This window comes from Devosia sp. SD17-2, from assembly GCF_029201565.1.
Lineage (GTDB): Bacteria > Pseudomonadota > Alphaproteobacteria > Rhizobiales > Devosiaceae > Devosia.
This window is the reverse complement of the sequence record NZ_CP104002.1, coordinates 3,147,071-3,167,222: the sequence shown is the minus strand read 5'-3', so window position 1 is coordinate 3,167,222 and position 20,152 is coordinate 3,147,071. Positions and strand designations below refer to the sequence as shown.

The window sequence follows — 20,152 nt, the reverse complement described above, 5'->3', positions numbered from 1 at the left end:
AACGCAAAAGGGGCGCCCAATCGTTCCGGGCGCCCCGTTTCACTCACATCGGTTCTAGCGGACCGGCCGTTCGGTGTGGTCCGCCTCGATGATGGCCTGGGTCAGGCTCCCCGTCGCCGGATAGAGCGGAATGAGGCAGGCCTGCAGCGCGTGGTAAAGGTCCGGCTTGCCGACAAACAGGTTCGATGCCGGGGTCAGATCTTCCTTGAGCTCGCTCAGCCACCCGCCGCGATCATGGTCGATCACATGGTTCTCGGCAAAGTCCCAGAGCTTACGATACCAAGTCTGGAAATAATCATCATGATCATAGGCCGAGATATAGGCCGCCGCCCCGATGGCCTCCGCCACCGGCCACCACAGTTTTTCGCGCATCGCCGGCTGGTCATTCCAGTCCAGCGTATAGAAGAACCCGCCATGGACATTGTCCCAGCCGAGGTCGATGGATGTCCGGAAGAGATTGCGCGCCGCGTCCGTCATCCAGCCATGCTGTTTCCGCCCCAGCACCCAGAGCTGGTAGAGCAGCCGCGCCCATTCCAGCCAGTGCCCCGGCGTCGTCCCGGACGGGCGGAACATCTCGTTCTCGTGCTTGTAGCTCTTGTCGAGACCCCAGTTCTCGTCGAAATGCTCGGCCACCCGATGCCCAAGAGGCACCGCATTGTCGCGAATGATGCGTTGGGCGATGCGCTCGGCTTTGCGCAGATAGTCTTCCTTGCCCGTGGCCTCATACGCCGCCATCAGCGCTTCGGTGAGATGCATATTCGAGTTCTGGCCGCGATAGCTGCTGATCGGCGACCAGTCCGTATCGAACTCCTCGCGCACCGCCCCGGCGGCCTCATCCCAGAAGCGGCTATTGATGACCTGCGTGATGTCTTCAATCAGCTGATCGGCGAGCGGATGCCCGACCAGTTTCGCGCTCGATCCGGCCAGCAGTACGAAGGCATGGCCATAGGCCTGCTTGAGCCCATCCACCACACCATTGTCATCCAGCGACCAGACATAGCCGCCGTTCTTGGTGTCGCGATGGTGGTGCCAGAGATATTGCATCCCGTGGTCGACGATCTCGTCCGATCCCGGCCGCCCGAGGAGGCTCCCGATCACCGCGCAATGGATCATGCGGCAGGTGACGTGGATCTGGCGGGTGGAATTTTCCTCATTGAGCGGAAAACCCTCATCGTCCAGCTCAAAGAACCCGCCCTTGGGATTGATCGAGGCCGCTTCGAAGAAATCGAAGAGATCATTGGCCTGCCGCATCAGATATTGGCGATGAAACGGGCGCCTCTGCCACGGGCCGGCATTGGTCTTGGGCAGGGTGGATTTCGTCTCGGTCATGCTCGCTCCCATCCGGCCTCTCCGCCGCTCCCCGCGTTCTATCGCCAAGACGCTCGTCCTGCAACGTTGCAATCATTATCCGAAAATCGTGCCCGGTCTCCGCAATCCCCATCCCCTCCATCGCCATTGCCCGGCTCGTCCCGGCAATCCATCTCCCCAAAAACGACATCACCCGGACAAGCAACCGTGGACATCACTGTTGGAATGCCGGTTCCTGTCGGGCGATGGCGTTGAGGATTGTGATGAGTTTTCTCACCGTTGCGATCATGGCGAGTTTGAAGGGTTTTCCGCGCAGGCGCAGTCTTTGATAGAAGCCGCCGAGAACGGGGTCTTTCACCTTGATGGCGCTGAGCACGGCCATGTAGGCGATATCGCGCAGATGTTTTCGTCCGCCAAGACAGCGGCCGTTGCGATCCGATGCGCCCGATTGGCGGGCATAAGGGGCAACGCCGATGAGTGCTGCGGCCACCTTGGCGGAGACCTTGCCGAGCTCGGGCATGTCGGCCAGTAAGGCGATCGCCAGAACCGGACCGACGCCGGTCACCTGCCGCAGCCGCGCCTGGCGCTGCTGGAGCTGGCGATTGTCGGCGAGAAGGGCAGTGATGGCCGCTTCGATGCGTTTGATCTCCAGGGCGATGGCCGCCAGACGCTCCTCGATCAGGCTGCGCACAAGCGGCTCGTCGATGGTATCGAGCTGACTGACAAGGCCGCTCTTTTCCGCAACGATCCGCCGCCGATGGGCTGTGAACGCGCTCAGCCTTTGTCGGATCGGATCAGACACATAAGGGGTCAAGCTGGCGCGCACGGCCTGCAGATAACGCGCGATCAGAGCGGCATCGATCTTGTCGGTTTTGGCCAATTGGCCGATACCCCGCGCGTAACTGCGGATCCGCGCCGGGGCTAGAACATGCACTTCAAGGCCAGCGGCATGCAGGCTCTCGGCCACGCGGGCTTCATAGCCTCCCGAGGCTTCGAGCCCGATGGCCAACGGCCCCAGTCTGGCCAGGCGCTGCGTCAGCTCGGCGAGCGCCTCCGGTCCAGTGCTGCAACGCCAGGATTTGCCAGCGGGATGGGTATGAACGTCCAGATGCGTCTTGGAAACGTCGATGCCAACGAAGAGGGTGTCGTGTATCATGACCTTGCTCCCAGGCTTGTGGTGCGGGCAACAGCCCGATCAACCGTTCGGGGTCAAAGGGAGCAGACAGGGCCTTGCTCGTCCTCGGCTGTGACAAACCAGCCGGACAAAACGGCCTCCTGACTGCATCAGCCGGGATGCGCAACCCGGCTGATGCCACCACTAAAGCACAGATCCTCCACACAAGCCGGGTGATGCCGAAATACGAGGACGGGAGCGCGTTCCCTGCACCACACCCGCCCAAAACGCGATCTGTCCCTCCCCCTTTTTCAGGGGGAGGTTAGGTGGGGGTGCTACCCCCGGGCGTAAAACCCCTCAACCCGCCGCACTTCCTCGGCCGAGCCCAAAATCACCGGCACGCGCTGATGAATGCCCGTCGGCGCCACCTCCAGAATGCCCTGCGTCCCCGTGGTCGACGCCCCACCAGCGCCCTCCACCAGCCACGCCATCGGGTTCGCCTCATAGAGCAACCGCAGCCGCCCGCCCTTGCTCACGGTCTCGCTGTCGAGCGGATACATAAAGATCCCGCCGCGCATCAGGATGCGGTGGATGTCGGCCACCATCGAGCCCACCCATCGCATGTTGTAGCGCTTGCCGGCCGGCCCGGTTTCCCCCGCCACGCTCTCGCTGACATAGCCGCGCGTCGCCGCATCCCAGAACCGCTCGCGCGCGGTATTGATAGCAAATTCGCCCGAGGCTTCCGGCACCTTGGCCGCTTCAACCGTCAGCACCCATTCGCCCGCACCGTCGAGCGTAAACACCGCCACCGGCCCGTTGATCCGCAGCACCAGGCTCGTCGCCGGGCCATAGGCGACATAACCCGCAGCAACCTGCGCGGTCCCCTTCTGCAGCATCCCACCCGCTGCCGGCAGCACCGAAAAGATCGTGCCCACAGTGACGTTTACGTCGAGGTTTGAAGACCCATCCAGCGGATCGGTGGCAACGATGAACCGCCCTTGAGTCTCGAACTGAACCGCTTCATCCAGCTCTTCCGAGATCAGAATCGAAACCGCAGTGTTCTCGCCTATGTGCTTGAGAACAATGTCGTTCGAGATGATGTCGAGCGCCTTCTGGTGCTCGCCCTGCACATTGGTCGCCCCGGCCAGCCCGGTCTGCCCGGAAATCGGCGCCTGCCGCAACACCTCGGCGATTTCCGCGCCGGATCGGGCCATGCTGACGAGCACGCTGGCCAGTTCACGGTCATCAGTCTGCGTCTCGAGCCACTGGGCAAGTTTGGTCATAGGGGCAACTCCTCTGCGTCCCCCCAATCTCCCCAACCCGCCCGTTGGCACAAGAAAGACTTTCGGGTGAGGGGAGGGTGACGGCTCATAAATCGAGATTCAGTTGCGCCAGATATCCCCCCACACGCTGAGTTTCTCCCTCCCCTTGATGGGGAGGGCTGGGGTGGGGTGTGCCACGACCCCGATCTTTCAGTCTACCGCCGAAGCCCCCGCTCACGCCTCCAGCGCCAGATCCGCCAGCAACCCCGCCGCCACGCTCAGCCGCGACACACTCGCCGAACCCTCCGTCAGCTCCGTCACCGCGCTCATCGTCCGCGCGATCGCTGCCTCATGCGCGCCGCGCCAGGTCTCCAGCCCGCCAGCGGCGAGCACATCCGACGTGAGGTCCCGCTGTGCCCGGTTGAGATTGGCCAGCGCCCGGTCGAGCGCCATGCGCTCATAGCGGTCTGCCAGCACCATGCCGCGACCGGCCTCTGCCATGCCGAAAATGTCGAAGAGCCCCGCGACTCCAAAATAGGCCTTGGCCGCGGTCTCGACCGCCACGCCCGCCCGTTCCGCCACCAGCACGATGTCACTGCCATTGCCGATCACCGGTAGCTCGGCAATGCGGAGCGCCAGATCCTCGGGGACCCCGTGCCCGACCATGCCCCTTGCCCGTGCCGCGATGGCTTCGGCAACGTCTGGCCCTGTCATCGCCTCTCGGGCCGCCCGCAACTGGGCCACGCCCGCTTGATGCCGCTCCACCAGCCCGGCGATCCCCGCGCCGACATTGCCATTGCGCAGGAACCAGAGCGTTTCTCGCCGCATGAGCGCGGCAATCTGGGCGTAAAGCGCCAGCTGCACCGCGCCCGGCACCACGCCATCGAGCGCATCGACAGCCGTATTCAGCGCCGTCAGCCCATAGATATCGCGCACCGCCGCATAGGCCAGCGCCACTTCGCCGGCGCTGGCGCTCGTCGCCGCCGTCAGTTCGGTCACAAATGCCGGCCCGCCCCGATTGATCATCGCATTGGTGAGCACGGTCGCAATCACCTCGCGTTTCAGCCGGTGCCCATTCACCGCCTCGGAATAGGTGGCGTTCAGCGTCTGGGGGAAATACCGATAGAGCTCCCCGGCCAGATAGGGCTCGTCGATGGCGCTGCTGGCGAGGAGATCATCGAACAGCGTCAGCTTGGCATAGGCCAGGATCACCGCCAGTTCGGGCCGCACCAGCCCCTTGCCCTCCGCTGCCCGCGCATCGAGCGTGGCGTCGCTGGGAAGGAATTCCACCGCCCGGTCGAGCAGGCCGCGCGCTTCCAACGTCTCGATCAGCGCCCTGTGGCTGGGCAAGTCGCCAGCTCCTGCAAGTTCGGCCAGCGACAGGGCCAGCGTCTGCAGATAATTGTTCCGGAGGCACAGCGCCGCCACTTCGTCGGTCATGCGGGCCAGGAATGCTCGCCGCGCCTCACCATCCAGCGCTCCAGACGCCACCACCGGTGCCAGCGCGACCTTGATATTGACCTCAAGGTCCGAGGAATTCACCCCGGCCGAATTGTCGATGGCGTCGGTGTCGATCCGCCCACCCTTCTGGGCGAACGCAATGCGCCCCTTCTGCGTCACGCCAAGATTGGCGCCTTCGCCCACCACCTTGGCGCGCACCTCGGCGCCGGTGACGCGGATGGCATCATTGGCGCGGTCGCCAACACTGGCATTGTCCTCGTCGGTGCCGCGGATATAGGTGCCGATCCCGCCGAACCAGAGAAGGTCCACCGGCGCAATCAATATCGCCCGCATCACCTCCGCGGGCGTCGCGTGATCCGCCTCCAATCCCAGCAGCGCCTTCATCTCGGCGCTGAGCGGAATGGACTTCAAACTCCGCGAAAACACCCCGCCACCCCTCGAGATCAGCGCGGTCTCATAATCCTGCCAGCTCGAACGGGGCAGGGCGAAGAGCCGCTGCCGCTCGGCAAAGCTGCTGGCCGGGTCCGGATCGGGATCAATAAAGATATCGCGGTGGTCAAACGCCGCCTGCAAACGGATCTGCTGGCTGAGCAACATGCCATTGCCGAACACGTCCCCGCTCATGTCGCCCACACCGGCCACGGTAAAGGGCTCGCGCTGGATATCCCGGTTCCTCTCGCGGAAATGGCGCTTCACCGCCTCCCAGCCGCCGCGCGCGGTAATCCCCATGCCCTTGTGGTCATAACCGGCCGACCCGCCCGAGGCGAAGGCATCGCCCAGCCAGAAGCCGCGCTCCAGCGCGATCGAATTCGCCAGATCGGAAAAGCTCGCCGTGCCCTTGTCCGCCGCCACCACGAGATAAGGATCATCCCCATCGCGCCGCACCACATTTTGGGGCGGCTCCACGGCACCGTCGACAAGATTATCGGTCACATCCAGCAGCGAGCCGATGAAGATCCGATAGCTCTCCGTCCCCTCGGCCATAAAGGCCTCTCGCGCCATCCCCGGCACCAGTCGCTTGGGCACGAACCCGCCCTTGGCACCCACTGGAACAATCACGGCATTCTTCACCTGCTGAGCCTTCACCAGCCCCAGCACTTCGGTGCGGAAATCCTCCGGCCGATCCGACCAGCGCAGACCCCCGCGCGCAATCGCGCCAAAGCGCAAATGCACGCCCTCGACGCGCGGCGAATAGACCGAAATCTCGCGATAGGGCCGAGGCGCGGCCATGCCTTCCACCTTGCCGCTGTCGAACTTCAGCGCCAGCGCCGGCCGGCGATTGCCGCTCTCGTCGCGCTGGAAGGCATTGGTGCGCAGCACCGCTTCGATGAGGTTCTGGAACCGCCTTATGATCGTGTCTTCATCCAGCGACGAGATCGTCTCGAGCTGCGCCGCTATTTCCGCCCGCGCCGCATCCGCCGCCGCCTCCCGATCCGTCACCGCAGGATCGTGCAGCGCGTTGAACAGCGCCACCAACGCCCGGGCCGACGCGGCCTGGGTCACCATCACCTGGGCGATATAGCGCTGCGAATAGGAGGTCCCCACCTGCCGCAGATAGCGCGACAGCGCCCGCAGCAGCGCCGCGTCGGTCCAGCTGAGCCCCGCCTGGGTGACGAGACTATTGAGCTGGTCGCTCTCGGCCGCCCCGGTCCACACCGCCATCAGCCCGCTCTCGATGGCGTTGGCCCGCGCCGCCACATCGAGCGCCGCGCCATTGGCCGGCTCCAGCACCATGTCATGCAGATACCGCTCCACCCCGTCGCGCGGCACCAGCGTATAGGTGCGCTCGTCGATTACCCGGAACCCAAAGTGCTCCAGCATCGGCACGCGCTCGCTGAGCGCAATGGCCCCGCCGGCCTTGTAGAACTTGATCGCCAGCGCCCCTTCGGACGCCTCCCGCTGCTGCAGGCGAATGGCGATCCCGCCGCTCTCGCCCAGACCCTGGAAGACCGAAATATCCTCCAGCGCCTCGCCAACGCTTTTTCGCGATTGATAGGCCTGCGAAAACGCCCCGCGATAATCGCTGATTGCACCCGGGTCCGGCGCCTCGGCCACCAGCAAATCCGAAAAGTCCCGCGTCAACGCCTCGATCCGCGCCTCAAGCTCTGCCTGCGACGGGTTCGGCGTCTTGCCGTGAATGCGCCCGATGATGACATGGAGGCGCACCAGCTCCCCTTCGGGGAAATTCGGGTAATAGGCCGAAACCCGGCCCTCGTAGATCTGCGCAAGGGTCCGCGTGATCCGCGAGCGCACGGCGCTGTCATAGCGGTCGCGCCGCACGAAAACGAGCACCGAGACGAAATTGTCAAACCGGTCGATGCGCGGCAGAACCCGCACCTTGGGCCGGTCATAAAGCGCCGCGATCGCCTCGGCGAATTCTGCCAGCTGCTCCACTTCGATCTGGAACAGCTCGTCGCGCGGATAGCTGTCGAGCGCGCTCAGCAGTGTCCGCCCCGCATGGCTGCGCGGATCGAGCCCCGACTTGCGCATCACCTCGGCAATCTTGCGCCGGATCAGCGGCACATCGGTATGCGGTGTTGCCAGCGCCTGGGCGGTAAACAGCCCCACAACGCGCAATTCCCCGACCACTTGCCCGTCGGCGCCATAGCGCTTGATCCCGAGATAATCCATGTGCACTCGCCGATGCACGCGGCTGCGCACATTGGCCTTGGTGACCAGCAGCGGCTCGGCCGTCTTGAGGAAATCCACCAGCTGCGGCGTGCTGTCGACATAGCTGTCCTCCAGCCGCAGGACCTTCAGCTCCGGATCGCGCAAAATCCCCAGCGCCGTCTCGGGCCGCGGCACCAGGCTCTCGCCGTCCAGCCGGAACTCGCACGCCCCCAGGAACGTAAAATTATGCTCGGTCAGCCATTCGAGATAGCGCAGGGACTCGTCGCGCACATCGGCGCGCAGGCCTCCGAGCCCACCCATCGCCCCGCGCACCGCCTCCAGCATGGGGCGCCAGTCATTGACGGCCCGCGCCACATCGCGCAGCGCAAGGGCGATTTCGCCCCGCAGCGCCTCGGCATCGGCCACCGGATCGCTGTGGATATGCAGAACGCTCAGCGCAGCCCCGCCATTGTCGTTCACCCCGTCGCTGCCCAGATGCACCACAGGATGGGCGAGCAGCCGGATGGCGCCACCCATGGCCCGCAGGGCGGCCAGCACGCTGTCGACGATGAACGGCATGTCGGGAGAAATCACGTCGAGCACCAGCGGCGCCCCGGGATCGGCCGGAGGCGTGGCGAAAATCCGCGTCTCCTCTGGGCCCCCTTTGATCAACCGCTCATGGCTGCGGCGCAACACCTCGAGAAAGTGGCTCGGTTCCTGCCGCGCCAAGTCATCGGGGTCGGTGGCGCGCAGTGCTGCCTCGAGAAAGCGCGCAAGGCTCTCGTCTTCCCCTGCAAGCCGTTTCCCGGCCTCGACGAATTCCCGCAGCCGCATGTCCGCCATGCTTATCCCCCTCCAGTTCCGTCCCCTAGCTTAGCAGGCCAAACAGTCCTGTCTCCCCTCCTGACAAGCCTGTGCTTCCGGGCCTAATTGAGCACGCCATTTCATAATATCGTCACAATCAGGCAAAGCTTTTCGCATCACCCCGCCTCAGCCGCGCGTTTACCTCTTGTTAAACTCGATTGATCTGGTAGTCTTTCGATAGATCAATCTCCGGGGTTCCCGATGTCGAAGATCTATCTGATGGTTTCCTATGCGGCTCTGGCCGCCGCCCTCATTCTGGGCTTCGTGGTCACCGCCCATGCCGGGCCTCTTTTCTAGTCCCTGATCTCGCCTGCCCATAGCAAAGCAGTTCCGTGCACAGGCTAATGCCCCGCATGGAAAGCGTCTGTCTCTGTCGAAAATTCGGCTGGGCCGCGCCTAGGTCACATACCCATTAACGGGATTCCCAAAGTGCTGCTGTTGTGATTCCTTCCCTTTGGTGGACAGGAGGTGATGATGGCGCGTTTTGATCTTACGGATTTTGAGTGGTCTGTGATCCAGCCGCTGCTTCCGACGAAGGTGCGCGGCGTTCCGCGCGCCGATGACCGGCGTGTTCTGAACGGCATCTTCTGGCGGCTTCGCACGGGCGCGCCCTGGGCCGACATCCCGACGCGGTATGGCCCGCACACGACCTGCGTGAACCGCTTCAACCGGTGGCGCAGGGCCGGCCACTGGGCGCGCATTCTTGACGCTGTATCAGCCGCTTACAATGGCGACGTGCAGATGATCGACTCGTCCTCGATCCGGGTTCACCAGCACGCCGCCAACGGTCAAAAAAAGACGAGCGATCCCGTTGCATGGGTCGTTCGCGCGGCGGCCTGACCACCAAGATCCATGCGCTGGTCGATGCCCAGGGGCGGCCGATCCAGCTCAAACTGACCGAAGGCCAGGCCCATGATGGGCGATCAGCAGCGGACATGTTTGCCACCCTGTCCGCTGGAAATATCCTGCTCGCAGACCGAGCCTACGACAGTGATGCCCTGCGCAGCACCATGGCCGAGCGCGGTGCATGGGCCAATATCCGCGCCATGCCCAACCGCGTGCAAACCTTCCCATTCAGCCACTGGGTCTATCGCCAGCGCAACGCTGTCGAACGTTACTTCAACAAACTCAAACACTTCAGGGCAATCGCAACCCGATACGACAAGCGAGACGACAATTTCCTGGCATCAGTCCAACTCGCTTCAATCCGTATCTGGTTGCGAAGTTATGAGTCGGTCACCTAGTGCACGCTGGCGGGTGTTATGGGCGTGCCGGGAACGGCGCCGATCTTGGGGCCCACCCAGAACACCACATACAGCAGCTCGTGCCCTTCGGCATCGGTGATCTCGATACTGCGCGGCATGCCGGTTTCCCCGCCTTCGCCCGCCAGCTTGTCCATGATCGCCTTGCCAATCTCGGCAGCATTGTGCTCGGCCGCTTCCAGATCCGGATGCTCGCTGCCCGCCTCGTCGCGGATCAGCTCATCATCGGTACGGTAGTGAAAGAAAAAGCGCGGCACCTTCGCCTCCTGGTCACACTGTAAACGGGCCCCGCGGCCAGGGGTTGCACCATTGCCCGGTGTGACAATCATTGCGGCATTCCTCTGGCAGCTTGGCCGGTTTTCCGTCGCGCCGCCAGAGCCTTATTTGTCCTCGTGGGCGCTCAGCCCATGATAGCCATGCCGCTGCCAGATGAGCGGCATCCGGTCGGTACTGGTCTCCGCTTCGACAATGGCGCCGGCAAACAGCACATGCGTTCCCGTTTCCATGGACCCGATCACGTCGCATTCGAGCGTCGTCACCGCGTCGAGCAGTTTGGGGTGGCCCGAGGGCCATTTGCCCCATCGTCCAAGGCCAAATCTGTGCTCGGCTTCCAGCTTGCCGGCAAAGGCGTCGGCAATCTCTGTCTGCTCTGTCGCCAGCATCGCCAGCGAGAACCCACCGGTCTTGGCGATCAGATCGGCAAGCCGGCTGACGATGTCGATGGAGATCAGCAGGGCAGGCGGCGTCGCTGACAGCGACAGCACCGAGGTCACGGTCCGCCCCACCATTTCGTCGCCACGCTTGGCCGAAACCACGCAGACGGTCGACGCCATGCCCGCCATCACGGCGCGGAACTCGCTCCTTCCCACCGGTGGCCGGCGGCTGGGGCGCAGGGCCATGGTGTCGGGAAGGTCGAAATCAGCCATTGTCATACTCGAGACCTCATGCCCGTCATGTCGGGACATCAACGGTCAAAATCAATCACCCAGCATCGCCCGGAAGCGCCGCCGAATGCAATGCTCGGGGCGCCCGATCCTGGGGATCGGGCGCGGTGGAGCGACTTAGCCCAGATTGGCTTCGGCAAACTCATAGTTCGCCAGCTTGTCGAGGAAGTTGCTCACATAGTCGGGGCGACGATTACGGAAATCGACGTAATAGCTGTGTTCCCACACGTCGAGCCCGAGCAGCGCCTTGCCTTCGCCTGACGCCAGCGGGTTGGAGCCATTGGCGGTCTTTGAGGTCTTGAGCTTGCCGTCCTCGCCCAGCACCAACCAGGCCCAGCCCGACCCGAACTGGGTGGTGGCGGCAGTCTTGAAGCTTTCCTTGAAGGCGTCGACCGAGCCGAAATCTTCCACGATCTTGGCTTCGAGCTTGCCCGGCAGCTTGCCACCGGTCGGCGACAGCGCATTCCAGAAATGGATGTGGTTCCAGTGCTGGCCGGCATTGTTGAACACCGGGGCCATGTCGGCCTTGTCCTTGGCGAACAGCACGATCTCCTCAAGCGACTTGCCGGCGAGCTCGGGGTATTTTTCGACAAAGCCGTTCAGCGCCGTCACATAGGCCTGGTGATGCTTGCCATGGTGCAGCTCAAGCGTCTCCTGGCTCATCCCGGCGTCGGCCAGAGCAGATACGGAATAGGGCAGGGCGGGTAGCGTAAAGCTCATCTCAATAACCTTTCGCAGTGCGCCGGCTTGCCTTGCGGCGCAGTCCGGTCTAATTTCCAAGTACTGACTTTGAAAACCCTTAGCGCCATTTAGTCAAGGTCCATCTTGGAAAACGCACTGCCCCAATCCCAGTCCTGGTCGCCGCGCAGCCCGGCCGAGCGCATTCTCATGCTGCTCAAGATGCATGGCGCCCTGTCGTCGGCCGCGCTGGGGAAAATGTTGGGCACCACCGGAGAAGCCGCCCGTCAGCAAGTGCTGCGGCTCGCCGAGGAGGGGCTTGTCGAGGCACGCAGCCTCTCTGCCGGTGTCGGTCGCCCGACCCAGCAATGGAGCCTCACGCCCGCCGCCCAGTCGCGTTTTCCCGATACCCATGCGGCGCTGACCGTGCAATTGCTCGACATTGTGCGCGCCCAGCTCGGCGAAGCGGCCCTTGATACCATCATCTCCGCGCGCGAATCCGACACCCGCAGCGCCTATGAGCAGGCGGTTTCCACCGCCACCGATCTCAAGGCGGGCGTCGCCGCGCTGGCTGATCTGCGCAGCCGCGAAGGCTATATGGCCGAGTGGTCCGAGCAGCCCGACGGCTCGCTGCTGCTCATCGAAAACCATTGCCCCATCTGCGCTGCCGCCACCGCCTGCCAGGGTTTTTGCCGCGCCGAGCTTGACGTGTTTCGGTCGGTCATTGGCCCCGGTGCCACGGTCGAGCGCAGCGAGCACATCGTCAGCGGTGGCCGGCGCTGCACTTACACCATCACCGAAGAGCCAGCGTCATGAGCGTCCCCGATCGTCCCCCGATAGGCACGCGTCTTACCCGCATCGGCTGGGAAACGCCTGAAGGCCTCGACCAGCCCATGGTCCGCGCCGTCGTTGAAGCCTTTTATGGTCGCGCCCGCCACGACCCCCTGATCGGCCCGGTGTTTAACAGCAAAATTCCGGCCGACCACTGGCCGGCGCACATCGATCTCATCACCGAATTCTGGAATTCCATGCTGCTCGGCACCGGCACCTATAATGGCCGCCCCATGCCCAAGCATCTGGCCATCCCCGAGCTGGACGACGCCCATTTCATGCGCTGGCTGCGCCTCTTCCGCGAGACCGCCGAAGAACTCTGCCCGCCTGACATCGCCGCGCTCTTCGTCGAACGCTCCGAGCGCATCGGCAATTCCTTCCGCATGAACATTTCCATGCGCCGGGGCGATGACATCACAACGATGGGCCCGCTCAAGCGCGAGCCCAGTCCCGGTTGGACGCCGACTGAGAGTTAGCCACCCGCCAGAACCGGCTGCCCCAAGGGGATATTCCGGTCGCATTTGAGCACGCCGTCCTCGACCCAAAGCCGCGCCTGATGCACGGCGGTGGCACGCGAGCGCGCATCCGGCGGCCCGGCCGATGGGTTCTTGGTCTCGTCCCATTCGGCATGGGTGAAATAATACATCACCGCACTCTCGCCAGTGACCACCACGTCGGCATGCCGCGCAAACTTCTGGTCCAGCGGGTCCTCGCCCGGCTCCCCGGCGATAGTCCCCTGCCGCGTCCATTTGAGCGTATCGTCCGACCGGTAGACCGCTTGGCCCCGCCATTCATCCGTAATCAGCCAATAGAACCCGCCCATTTCGAAGACGTTCGGCCCTTCATGCGGCGGCGCCTCAGGCGATCCCGGCAGCACTTCGCCTTCCAGCGTCCAGTCCATCATATTCGGGCTGGTGGCGCTCCAGGTGCTCGAACCCTGGCCCTCGTCCTTATACCACATCCGCCAGATCCCCTCCGGCGAGCGGAACACACAGGCGTCGATGCAGTTCGAGCTCGAAAGCTTGAGCGGTCCCACCCGCTCCCAGTTTTCGAGATCATCGCTGACGAAATGGGTGATGGTGCGCGGCACCTTCCAATGGGTCGGCACCCCTTTGATATAGCTGAGGAACATGTGATAGCGCCCCTCGGCGAAGATCACCTCCGGCGCCCAATGCGTATTGAGCCCGTCATCCCCCGGCGCATCGAGCCCCTTCACCGTGCCCTTGTAGGTCCAGCTCACTCCGTCATCGGTCGAAACCGCGACCCCGATCGGCGAACCATGGATCCACGAAAACCCGTCGCCCCCGGCATTGGCCCGGCGATTGGTATAAAACATCCACCATTCATTGGTGCCTTCCCGACGGATCACCGTCGGATCCGCCGCCCCATCCTGAATCGGATCCCGATATACCGGCGCACTCATTCTTTTGGTCCCTCATACTCACCGCAGCCCCGATCCATTCCTCCCTTCTAGCAAGGGGGAGGCTAGGAGGGGGTTCTGTCGGTAAAACCACCGGCCGCTCCCCAACCTCGATCCGTCCCTCCCCCTGGCAGGGGGAGGTTAGGTGGGGGTCTTGTCTCAAGCCGCCTCGTAAACCCGAACCGCGCGCCCATCCGCCCGCGTCACCAGCTTGCCCGGTCGCGCCACCAGCTCAGTCGCCAGCCGCACCATTTCCGGGTCGGTAATAAGCTTGCCGTCGCCGGCATCATCCGTCGACAGAACCGACGCCTTCAGCAGCCGCGAATACGGATGTTCCGGATTGTCCAGCACGGTCCGCGCATCACCCATTTCCACGATCCGCCCGCGCTGCATGATGATCAGCCGGTTGGAAATGTAGTAGGCCGTCGCCAGGTCGTGGGTGATGTAGATCACCGAGACTTTCAGATCGTCGCGCAGGCTTTTGAGCAGATTGACGATGCTCATGCGCAGCGAGGCGTCGACCATGGACACCGGCTCGTCGGCAATCAGCAGCGGTGGATTGGGGATCAGCGCCCGCGCAATTGCCGCGCGCTGCAGCTGCCCGCCGCTCATCTCATGCGGAAAGCGTCCGCGCACCTCGACAAGGCTCAGCCCCACCTTCTGCAGCGCCTCGTCCATCGCCCGGTCGATGACAGCCTTGTCGGTGGTCTTGAGAAACTGCCGCGCCGTGCTCTCGAGATAGCGCTCGATCTTTTTCAGCGGATTGAACGCTTCAAACGGGTTCTGGAACACCGGCTGCACATGGCTCATGAATTCGTGCCGCTTGTCCTTGCCGGCGTGACGATCGACCTTTTCCCCGCGGAACAGGATTTCGCCTTCCGTGACGTCCTCGAGCCCCAGGATCATGCGCGCCAGCGTCGTCTTGCCCGAGCCACTCTCGCCGATAATGGTGAAAATCTCGGGATTTTCCGAAGACAGCGAAAAACTTGCATCCTGCACTGCCGGCACGATCTTGCGGCCGAACAGCCCGCCCATCGTAAAGCTCTTGGATACGCCGCGCACATCGAGAAGCGTTGTCATGCCATTACTCCATGCGGTGCTGCAGCCTTGACCAGTGGCTCCACGTCGCGCCAGCGCCAGCAGGCGGTGCGATGCTCCGGCCCCACCGTTTCCATGGGCGGCACTTCCTTCTTGCACTTGTCGATGGCCAGCGGGCAGCGCGGATGAAACCGGCATCCGGCCGGCGGATCGGAAAGGTTCGGCGGCCGTCCTTCAAGGGCAGGGCGCTGCGTCGTGTCACCAATGCGCGGCAGGCTTGCCACGAGATGGGCGGTATAGGGATGCTTTGGCGCAAAGAACATCTCGCGCGTCGGCCCTTCCTCGACCAGCCGCCCGGCATAGATGATGCCCACGCGGTCGGCGACATTGGCATGCACGCTCATGTCGTGGGTGACGAAGATCACCGAGGCGCCCATTTCTTTCTGGATGTCGCGGATGAGGTTGAGCACCTCCTTCTGCACCACCACGTCGAGCGCCGTCGTCGGCTCGTCGGCAATGATGAATTCGGGATGGCACACTGTCGCCAGCCCGATGGTCACGCGCTGCCGCATGCCGCCCGAAAGCTCATGCGGATAGGCCCTTAGCACTTCCGGCGGCAGTTTCAGCCGCGCCAGATGCGCGATCACCCGGTCTTCGAACGCCTTGCCCGACAGCCCCAGCGGCTTGGCCGCAAAATCATGGAACGTCTTGCCGATGCGCCGCACCGGATTGAGCACGCTCATCGACCCCTGCATGATGTAGGAGAGGTGGCTCCAGCGGATGGCTTCGATTTCTTTGTCGGTGGCCGTGGCGATATCGACCTTGCGGTCCTTGAACTGGTACTTCACCGACCCGTCAACAATGCGCAGCGGTGGCCGCATCGCCGCCGCCAGCACCTTGATGAAACTGGTCTTGCCCGACGAGCTTTCCCCGGCAATGCCATAGACCTCGTTGCGCTTGATGGTCATGGTGATGTCGTCGACGGCCCGCACTTCGCGGTTCACGCCGAAATAGCTCATCTGGTAATAGGCCTTGAGCCCTTCGACCGTCAGCAGGTCGTTCGATGTGTCTCGGGTCATGGCTTAGGCTCCCATGCGGCGCAGGCGGCTGCGCGGGTCGATATATTCGTTCATGCTGACGGCCAGCAGGAACAGTCCCAGGAACGTCATGACGATCAAAACCACCGGAATGACGATCCACCACCACACGCCCACCACCATGGCCGAGTGCGAATTGGCCCAGTAGAGCACCGTGCCGATGGTCGGGTTGTTCAGATTGGTGAAGCCCAGCACCGCCAGCGTCACCTCGAGCCCGATCGACCACAGCATGTTGTTCATGAAGGTCGCGAACACGATCGGCATCACATAGGGCAGGTGCTCCTCGAGCAGCACTTTTCGCGTCGACATGCCCGAGAACACCGCATGCCGGGTGAACTCGCGATGCTTGAGCCCCACCGCCACCGAGCGGATGAGACGCGCGTCGAACGGCCAGCCGAAGCACGCCATGATCAGCGCCAGGGTGAAGCTGTCCATATTGTTGCGCAGCACGAAGTAGAACAGCACGAGGATCGGGAAAATCGGCACGGCAACGAAAATATCGTTGATGAACATCAGCACCCGGTCAACCCAGCCGCCGATATAGCCTGAGGCCAAGCCCACCGCGATCGAGATGATACGGCTCAGCACTGCCACGGTAATGCCGAAGATCAAGCTGTTCCGGAACGCGGCGGACAGCTGCCAGAACAGGTCCTGCCCGCGCGAATTGGTGCCGAACCAGTATTCCGCCGATGGCGGCTGGTCGGGCATCGACATGTAGATCAGCGTCGGATCGACCGGCGAAATGAAGCTGAGCGCCGCAAACACCACGACGATGGTGACCAGCACCATGCCGATGGCAAATTCGAGATTGTAGCGGATAAGGTCGCGAAAGACGGAAAACATGGCCTACTCCGCACGCACACGAGGATCGAGAAGCGGATGGATGAGGTCCACGATGAAGATCGCGCCAGCAACCGCCGTAATGGAGACGGTTGAAACCGCCAGCACGAGCGAATAGTCGCCCCAGTTCACCGCATCGACGAGAAGCGAGCCGATACCGGGATAGTTGAACACCTGCTCGGTGATGATGGTGCCGGAAAACACCCCGCCCAGCGCCATGGCCAGCGCCGTAAGCTGCGGCACCATGGCGTTGCGGATGACGTAACCGCCGACGATGGTCTCGCGCTTGACGCCGGCCAGTTCGGCATAGGTCACATAGTCATCATTGACCACATTGCTGACCAGCGCCCGCATGCCCAGAAACCAGCCGCCGAAGCCGACCAGCACCAGCGATGTCGCCGGCAGGATCGAGTGCTGCAGCACAGAGCTGATGAAGGGCCAGCTGAACCCGGGCCGCACATCCATGGCAAAACCGCCATTGATCGGCAGGATGGGCAGGAAATATCCGAAGATGATGAGGAGGATGAAGGCCACCACATAATAGGGCACCGGCTGGATGCCCATGGAGATGAGGCCAAACGCCTTGAGGAACTTGTTGTCCGGGTTATAGCCGGCGAGCGCGCCCATCAGATTGCCGACGATGAAGGTGATCAGCGTCGAGGTCGTCAGCAGGCCCAGCGTCCAGGGCATGGCCCGGCCCACCAGTTCCATGGCCGGGGTCGGGAAGGCCAGCAGCGAGGGGCCAAGGTCGCCGCGCACGAGGCGCAGCCAGAAATTGATATATTGCTGCAGGATGGGTTCGTTGGTGCCGTACATTTCGGTCAGCGCCACGCGTGTCGCCTCGATTGCCTCGGGCGGCAGGTTCGAGCGCCCGGACAGCCGGCCCAGCACCTGTTCCACCGGATCGATCGGCGACAGATGGGTGACGAGGAATGTTGCGGATATCCCGCAAAAGATAACGGCAAGCAGTTGTAGTAAACGCTTGCTCACGAACCACAGATAACCCTGCATCAGAGCTCCTTGCGCGTGTCACTCTCGGTGAGGTCCGGCGAGAGAATGAACCGGTCAGGTTGAGCTTTGGGGGAGTGCGAATTCCCGCTCGAACCTGTGCCTGCATCCGCCGAGGAGGAGCGTGAGCTCCGCACGCGACTGTGGCGGGAGCAGGCTTTGAGAGGCGCCACCACCCGGCGGCCCGGCCCGTAGGCCGGACCGCCAGGCGGGGAGGGATCAGCTCTCGACTGGCGTGATCTGGGTGAAGATGTACCGGCCGTTCGACCAGTTCGTCACCGGGTTCGCATACGGGTTGTCCGCGTTCGGCCAACCGGTCCAGTAGCGGTTAGACTGCACCGAGAACACGTTGTAGGCCATGATCGGAATGTTCGGCATTTCTTCGAGGTGAAGCTTGACGAACTCATGACCGTATTCGATGCCGGCGGGATCGTTGAAGTCGCTGGCGCGAACCTTCTCGATGATCTCGTCAAGCCGCGGATCTTCCCAGCGCATCCAGTTGCGGTCCGGCTGGCTTTCGCCAAGCGGGCGGACATACTCGGAGTGATAGCTGTCGAGGAAGAAGCTGAGGTCGGGGTGACCGCCCCAGGATTCCACGGCCCAGGAGATGTTGACGTCGTAATTGCCGACGCGCTGACGATCCCAGGTATCCGAGGCTGCTTCCAGTTCCGCACCAATGCCGTTCTGTGCCCACTGCTGGGCAATGATCGAGCCGAGGCGGTTGACCACGCCATCGGTCGGCACCATCACGCTGAAGCGGAAGGGCTGGCCGTCGGGCATCATCCACTGGTTGCCATTCTTGGTGAAGCCGGCCGAAATCAGCAGTTCTTCTGCTGCCTGGGAATCCTGGCGCCACCAGCCATAGCCGAAAGCGTTGCGGATTGCGGCTTCGTCGGTCGGCGCGTCGGGGAACTGACCACGCACCATGTCGGCGATCTGCAGGCCCACATTCGGATCGTATGGCTTGATCTTGCGGCTGCCGGTGTCGATCTCGTAGTCGATGAGGAAGTCCTGCAGCGGGCCGTGATAGTCGCGCGGATGGGTGCCGGTCGGCGGAACCGAAATTGCCGATAGGGTCGCCGCACCACGGTAGGAAGCCATCGACATGGCGCGTGCATCGAGCATGAGCGCCAGCGCCCAGCGGACGCGTTTGTCGGTGAACAGATCCTTCTTGAGGTTGAAGATCGCCATGACGAGGGTCGGATCGGGGTGGGCATAGGGGAAGCCCGGGAACCAGCCCTGAATCTGCGGGTCCTGCTGCAGGATCGAGAATGTCGCTTCCGGCGACAGATCGTGCACCATGTCCAGATTGCCGTTGCGCATTTCGATGAGGCGCGCGTCGGGCGAGATGTTGTTGCGATAGATGATGAACTTGGGCTTGGGCTCTGCGATCATGCCCATGGCGGTGCGCTGCCAGTCTTCGCGGCGCTGCCAGATGAACCAGGTGCCGTTCGGATCATAGGAGTGCAGCGTATAGGGCCCGAGGCTCACCGGAGGATCATTGGTGAAGCTGAGGATGTCATCCACGCCTTCGAACTGGGCCTTGGACATGATCCAGGCGCCGCCCCAACGGATCGAGAACAGCGTGTGGAAGCGGGAGTTCGAACCCTTGAGCTTGAAGTGGACGGTGTAGGGGTCGACGGCTTCAACGCTCTCGACCTGGGCATTATAGGCGCCATTCTGGGCAAGGCCCGGCGTCGCCTTGTGCTTTTCGACCGTGAACACGACGTCGTCGGCGGTGAACTCGTTGCCGTCGCTCCAGTAGATGCCCTTCTTGAGCTTCACGGTCATTTCCGTGAAGTCGTCATTATACTGCCAGAGATCGTCGGCGAGCGAGTTGTAGATGGCGTTTTCGCTGGCGCCCGGGATGCCCGCATCGGGATCGACGAACCAGAACGTGTCGGTTGTCAGCTGGTGCAGGCCGTTGGACAGGCCTGCGCCCGAGCCGATAACCCAGTTGTTGAACCATGCCGGATTACGGATAACCCCTTCAGGGTTATGGATGATCAGGGTTTCCTTGCGCGGAAATTGAGCGAGATCGGGGGCCGAACCTGCGTCCTGGGCGAAGACCATGCCATTGCCTGCGGCAAGGATGGCGCCGATCGCGGTCGACCCGATGAGAAAACTGCGTCTATCCATTAATTATATCCTCCCATGGCGAAGAGCCTCCCGCACTTCGCTTCTAGACACCTCACGGCGCCCATAAGTAATACTTAGCGGCACCGCATTCGTTGTCAATGCACATCGTGATGTAAATCGGAAAGCATGATATAGAATGCGCAGGGGCGCGCCGTTGCCGGCACGCCCCCATTTTCGCGGTTTCGCGATCTCAATGCTAACAGTCTGCTAACCAACTCGGCCCACATGCGAATGCCTGCGCACGCGCTCCTGTAAGCCGCCGAAACTGTCTCGCCC

16 protein-coding genes are annotated in these 20,152 nt (G+C 62.9%); 3 read left to right on the top strand and 13 right to left on the bottom strand.

Features of this window, described 5'->3' with window-relative positions; all coding sequences use genetic code 11:
- Positions 1 to 54 precede the first annotated feature (54 nt).
- From NYQ88_RS15565 to NYQ88_RS15550, 4 genes are all read right to left on the bottom strand, one after another.
- Positions 55 to 1,329, bottom strand: a complete 1,275-nt coding sequence (locus NYQ88_RS15565; RefSeq protein ID WP_275652023.1) for an AGE family epimerase/isomerase — start codon at positions 1,327 to 1,329, stop codon at positions 55 to 57.
- 193 nt (positions 1,330 to 1,522) lie between these two features.
- Complete coding sequence (locus tag NYQ88_RS15560; RefSeq protein ID WP_275651579.1) at positions 1,523 to 2,464, bottom strand: IS110 family transposase; 942 nt, start codon at positions 2,462 to 2,464, stop codon at positions 1,523 to 1,525.
- Between the two features lie 293 nt (positions 2,465 to 2,757).
- Complete coding sequence (locus NYQ88_RS15555) at positions 2,758 to 3,705, bottom strand: class 1 fructose-bisphosphatase (RefSeq protein WP_275652022.1); 948 nt, start codon at positions 3,703 to 3,705, stop codon at positions 2,758 to 2,760.
- Positions 3,706 to 3,918: 213 nt separating this feature from the next.
- Positions 3,919 to 8,598, bottom strand: coding sequence for an NAD-glutamate dehydrogenase (locus tag NYQ88_RS15550; RefSeq protein ID WP_275652021.1), 4,680 nt, complete (start codon positions 8,596 to 8,598; stop codon positions 3,919 to 3,921).
- A 495-nt stretch (positions 8,599 to 9,093) separates the two neighbouring features.
- Here NYQ88_RS15550 and NYQ88_RS15545 point away from each other — a divergent pair.
- Positions 9,094 to 9,863, top strand: a protein-coding gene (locus tag NYQ88_RS15545; protein WP_275654860.1) for an IS5 family transposase whose coding sequence is annotated in 2 segments (ribosomal slippage) — positions 9,094 to 9,405 and positions 9,408 to 9,863 — 768 coding nt in all. Because the reading frame shifts where the segments join, the coding sequence is not laid out codon by codon here.
- On the opposite strand, the gene NYQ88_RS15540 is transcribed toward NYQ88_RS15545, so the two are convergent.
- The 3 genes from NYQ88_RS15540 to NYQ88_RS15530 all read right to left on the bottom strand — a co-directional run bounded on the left by NYQ88_RS15540 (position 9,860) and on the right by NYQ88_RS15530 (position 11,545).
- The gene (locus NYQ88_RS15540; RefSeq protein WP_275652020.1) at positions 9,860 to 10,138 is read right to left on the bottom strand and encodes a hypothetical protein; all 279 of its coding nucleotides are present in this window, start codon (positions 10,136 to 10,138) and stop codon (positions 9,860 to 9,862) included. The two genes, NYQ88_RS15545 and NYQ88_RS15540, sit on opposite strands and share 4 nt — an antisense overlap.
- Before the next feature lie 123 nt (positions 10,139 to 10,261).
- Complete coding sequence (locus NYQ88_RS15535; RefSeq protein ID WP_275652019.1) at positions 10,262 to 10,807, bottom strand: flavin reductase family protein; 546 nt, start codon at positions 10,805 to 10,807, stop codon at positions 10,262 to 10,264.
- A 135-nt stretch (positions 10,808 to 10,942) separates the two neighbouring features.
- Positions 10,943 to 11,545: a superoxide dismutase gene (locus NYQ88_RS15530; RefSeq protein WP_275652018.1), complete on the bottom strand. Its 603-nt coding sequence runs from the start codon at positions 11,543 to 11,545 to the stop codon at positions 10,943 to 10,945.
- A 168-nt stretch (positions 11,546 to 11,713) separates the two neighbouring features.
- Here NYQ88_RS15530 and NYQ88_RS15525 point away from each other — a divergent pair, with 168 nt between their 5' ends.
- Both NYQ88_RS15525 and NYQ88_RS15520 read left to right on the top strand, forming a co-directional pair.
- Complete coding sequence (locus NYQ88_RS15525) at positions 11,714 to 12,319, top strand: metalloregulator ArsR/SmtB family transcription factor (RefSeq protein WP_275654935.1); 606 nt, start codon at positions 11,714 to 11,716, stop codon at positions 12,317 to 12,319.
- Positions 12,316 to 12,810, top strand: coding sequence for a group III truncated hemoglobin (locus tag NYQ88_RS15520; protein WP_275652017.1), 495 nt, complete (start codon positions 12,316 to 12,318; stop codon positions 12,808 to 12,810). The genes NYQ88_RS15525 and NYQ88_RS15520 overlap by 4 nt, the downstream gene beginning before the upstream one ends.
- Here the strand turns inward: NYQ88_RS15520 and NYQ88_RS15515 are convergent.
- From NYQ88_RS15515 to NYQ88_RS15490, 6 genes are all read right to left on the bottom strand, one after another.
- A complete protein-coding gene (locus NYQ88_RS15515) occupies positions 12,807 to 13,757 on the bottom strand; it encodes a family 43 glycosylhydrolase (RefSeq protein WP_275652016.1) in 951 nt (316 codons plus the stop codon). The genes NYQ88_RS15520 and NYQ88_RS15515 overlap by 4 nt on opposite strands.
- Positions 13,758 to 13,913: 156 nt before the next feature.
- On the bottom strand, positions 13,914 to 14,834 hold the full coding sequence (locus NYQ88_RS15510) for an ABC transporter ATP-binding protein (protein ID WP_275652015.1): 921 nt from the start codon (positions 14,832 to 14,834) through the stop codon (positions 13,914 to 13,916).
- Complete coding sequence (locus NYQ88_RS15505) at positions 14,831 to 15,871, bottom strand: ABC transporter ATP-binding protein (protein ID WP_275652014.1); 1,041 nt, start codon at positions 15,869 to 15,871, stop codon at positions 14,831 to 14,833. Before NYQ88_RS15505 ends, NYQ88_RS15510 begins: the two co-directional genes overlap by 4 nt.
- A 3-nt stretch (positions 15,872 to 15,874) precedes the next feature.
- Positions 15,875 to 16,732: an ABC transporter permease gene (locus NYQ88_RS15500; protein WP_275652013.1), complete on the bottom strand. Its 858-nt coding sequence runs from the start codon at positions 16,730 to 16,732 to the stop codon at positions 15,875 to 15,877.
- Between the two features lie 3 nt (positions 16,733 to 16,735).
- Positions 16,736 to 17,740 carry an ABC transporter permease gene (locus NYQ88_RS15495; RefSeq protein WP_275652012.1) on the bottom strand — a complete coding sequence of 335 codons (1,005 nt, stop codon included), beginning with the start codon at positions 17,738 to 17,740 and terminating at the stop codon, positions 16,736 to 16,738.
- Between the two features lie 216 nt (positions 17,741 to 17,956).
- Positions 17,957 to 19,876 (bottom strand): ABC transporter substrate-binding protein, encoded by a 1,920-nt coding sequence (locus tag NYQ88_RS15490; RefSeq protein WP_275652011.1) that lies wholly within the window; start codon positions 19,874 to 19,876, stop codon positions 17,957 to 17,959.
- Positions 19,877 to 20,152: the final 276 nt, after the last annotated feature.

Coding starts and splice junctions, on each gene's coding strand:
- NYQ88_RS15565 (WP_275652023.1), bottom strand. CDS start 1,329: ATGACCGAGACGAAATCCACCCTGCCCAAGACCAATGCCGGCCCGTGG.
- NYQ88_RS15560 (WP_275651579.1), bottom strand. CDS start 2,464: ATGATACACGACACCCTCTTCGTTGGCATCGACGTTTCCAAGACGCAT.
- NYQ88_RS15555 (WP_275652022.1), bottom strand. CDS start 3,705: ATGACCAAACTTGCCCAGTGGCTCGAGACGCAGACTGATGACCGTGAA.
- NYQ88_RS15550 (WP_275652021.1), bottom strand. CDS start 8,598: ATGGCGGACATGCGGCTGCGGGAATTCGTCGAGGCCGGGAAACGGCTT.
- NYQ88_RS15535 (WP_275652019.1), bottom strand. CDS start 10,807: ATGGCTGATTTCGACCTTCCCGACACCATGGCCCTGCGCCCCAGCCGC.
- NYQ88_RS15530 (WP_275652018.1), bottom strand. CDS start 11,545: ATGAGCTTTACGCTACCCGCCCTGCCCTATTCCGTATCTGCTCTGGCC.
- NYQ88_RS15525 (WP_275654935.1), top strand. CDS start 11,714: ATGCTGCTCAAGATGCATGGCGCCCTGTCGTCGGCCGCGCTGGGGAAA.
- NYQ88_RS15520 (WP_275652017.1), top strand. CDS start 12,316: ATGAGCGTCCCCGATCGTCCCCCGATAGGCACGCGTCTTACCCGCATC.
- NYQ88_RS15515 (WP_275652016.1), bottom strand. CDS start 13,757: ATGAGTGCGCCGGTATATCGGGATCCGATTCAGGATGGGGCGGCGGAT.
- NYQ88_RS15510 (WP_275652015.1), bottom strand. CDS start 14,834: ATGACAACGCTTCTCGATGTGCGCGGCGTATCCAAGAGCTTTACGATG.
- NYQ88_RS15505 (WP_275652014.1), bottom strand. CDS start 15,871: ATGACCCGAGACACATCGAACGACCTGCTGACGGTCGAAGGGCTCAAG.
- NYQ88_RS15500 (WP_275652013.1), bottom strand. CDS start 16,732: ATGTTTTCCGTCTTTCGCGACCTTATCCGCTACAATCTCGAATTTGCC.
- NYQ88_RS15495 (WP_275652012.1), bottom strand. CDS start 17,740: ATGCAGGGTTATCTGTGGTTCGTGAGCAAGCGTTTACTACAACTGCTT.
- NYQ88_RS15490 (WP_275652011.1), bottom strand. CDS start 19,876: ATGGATAGACGCAGTTTTCTCATCGGGTCGACCGCGATCGGCGCCATC.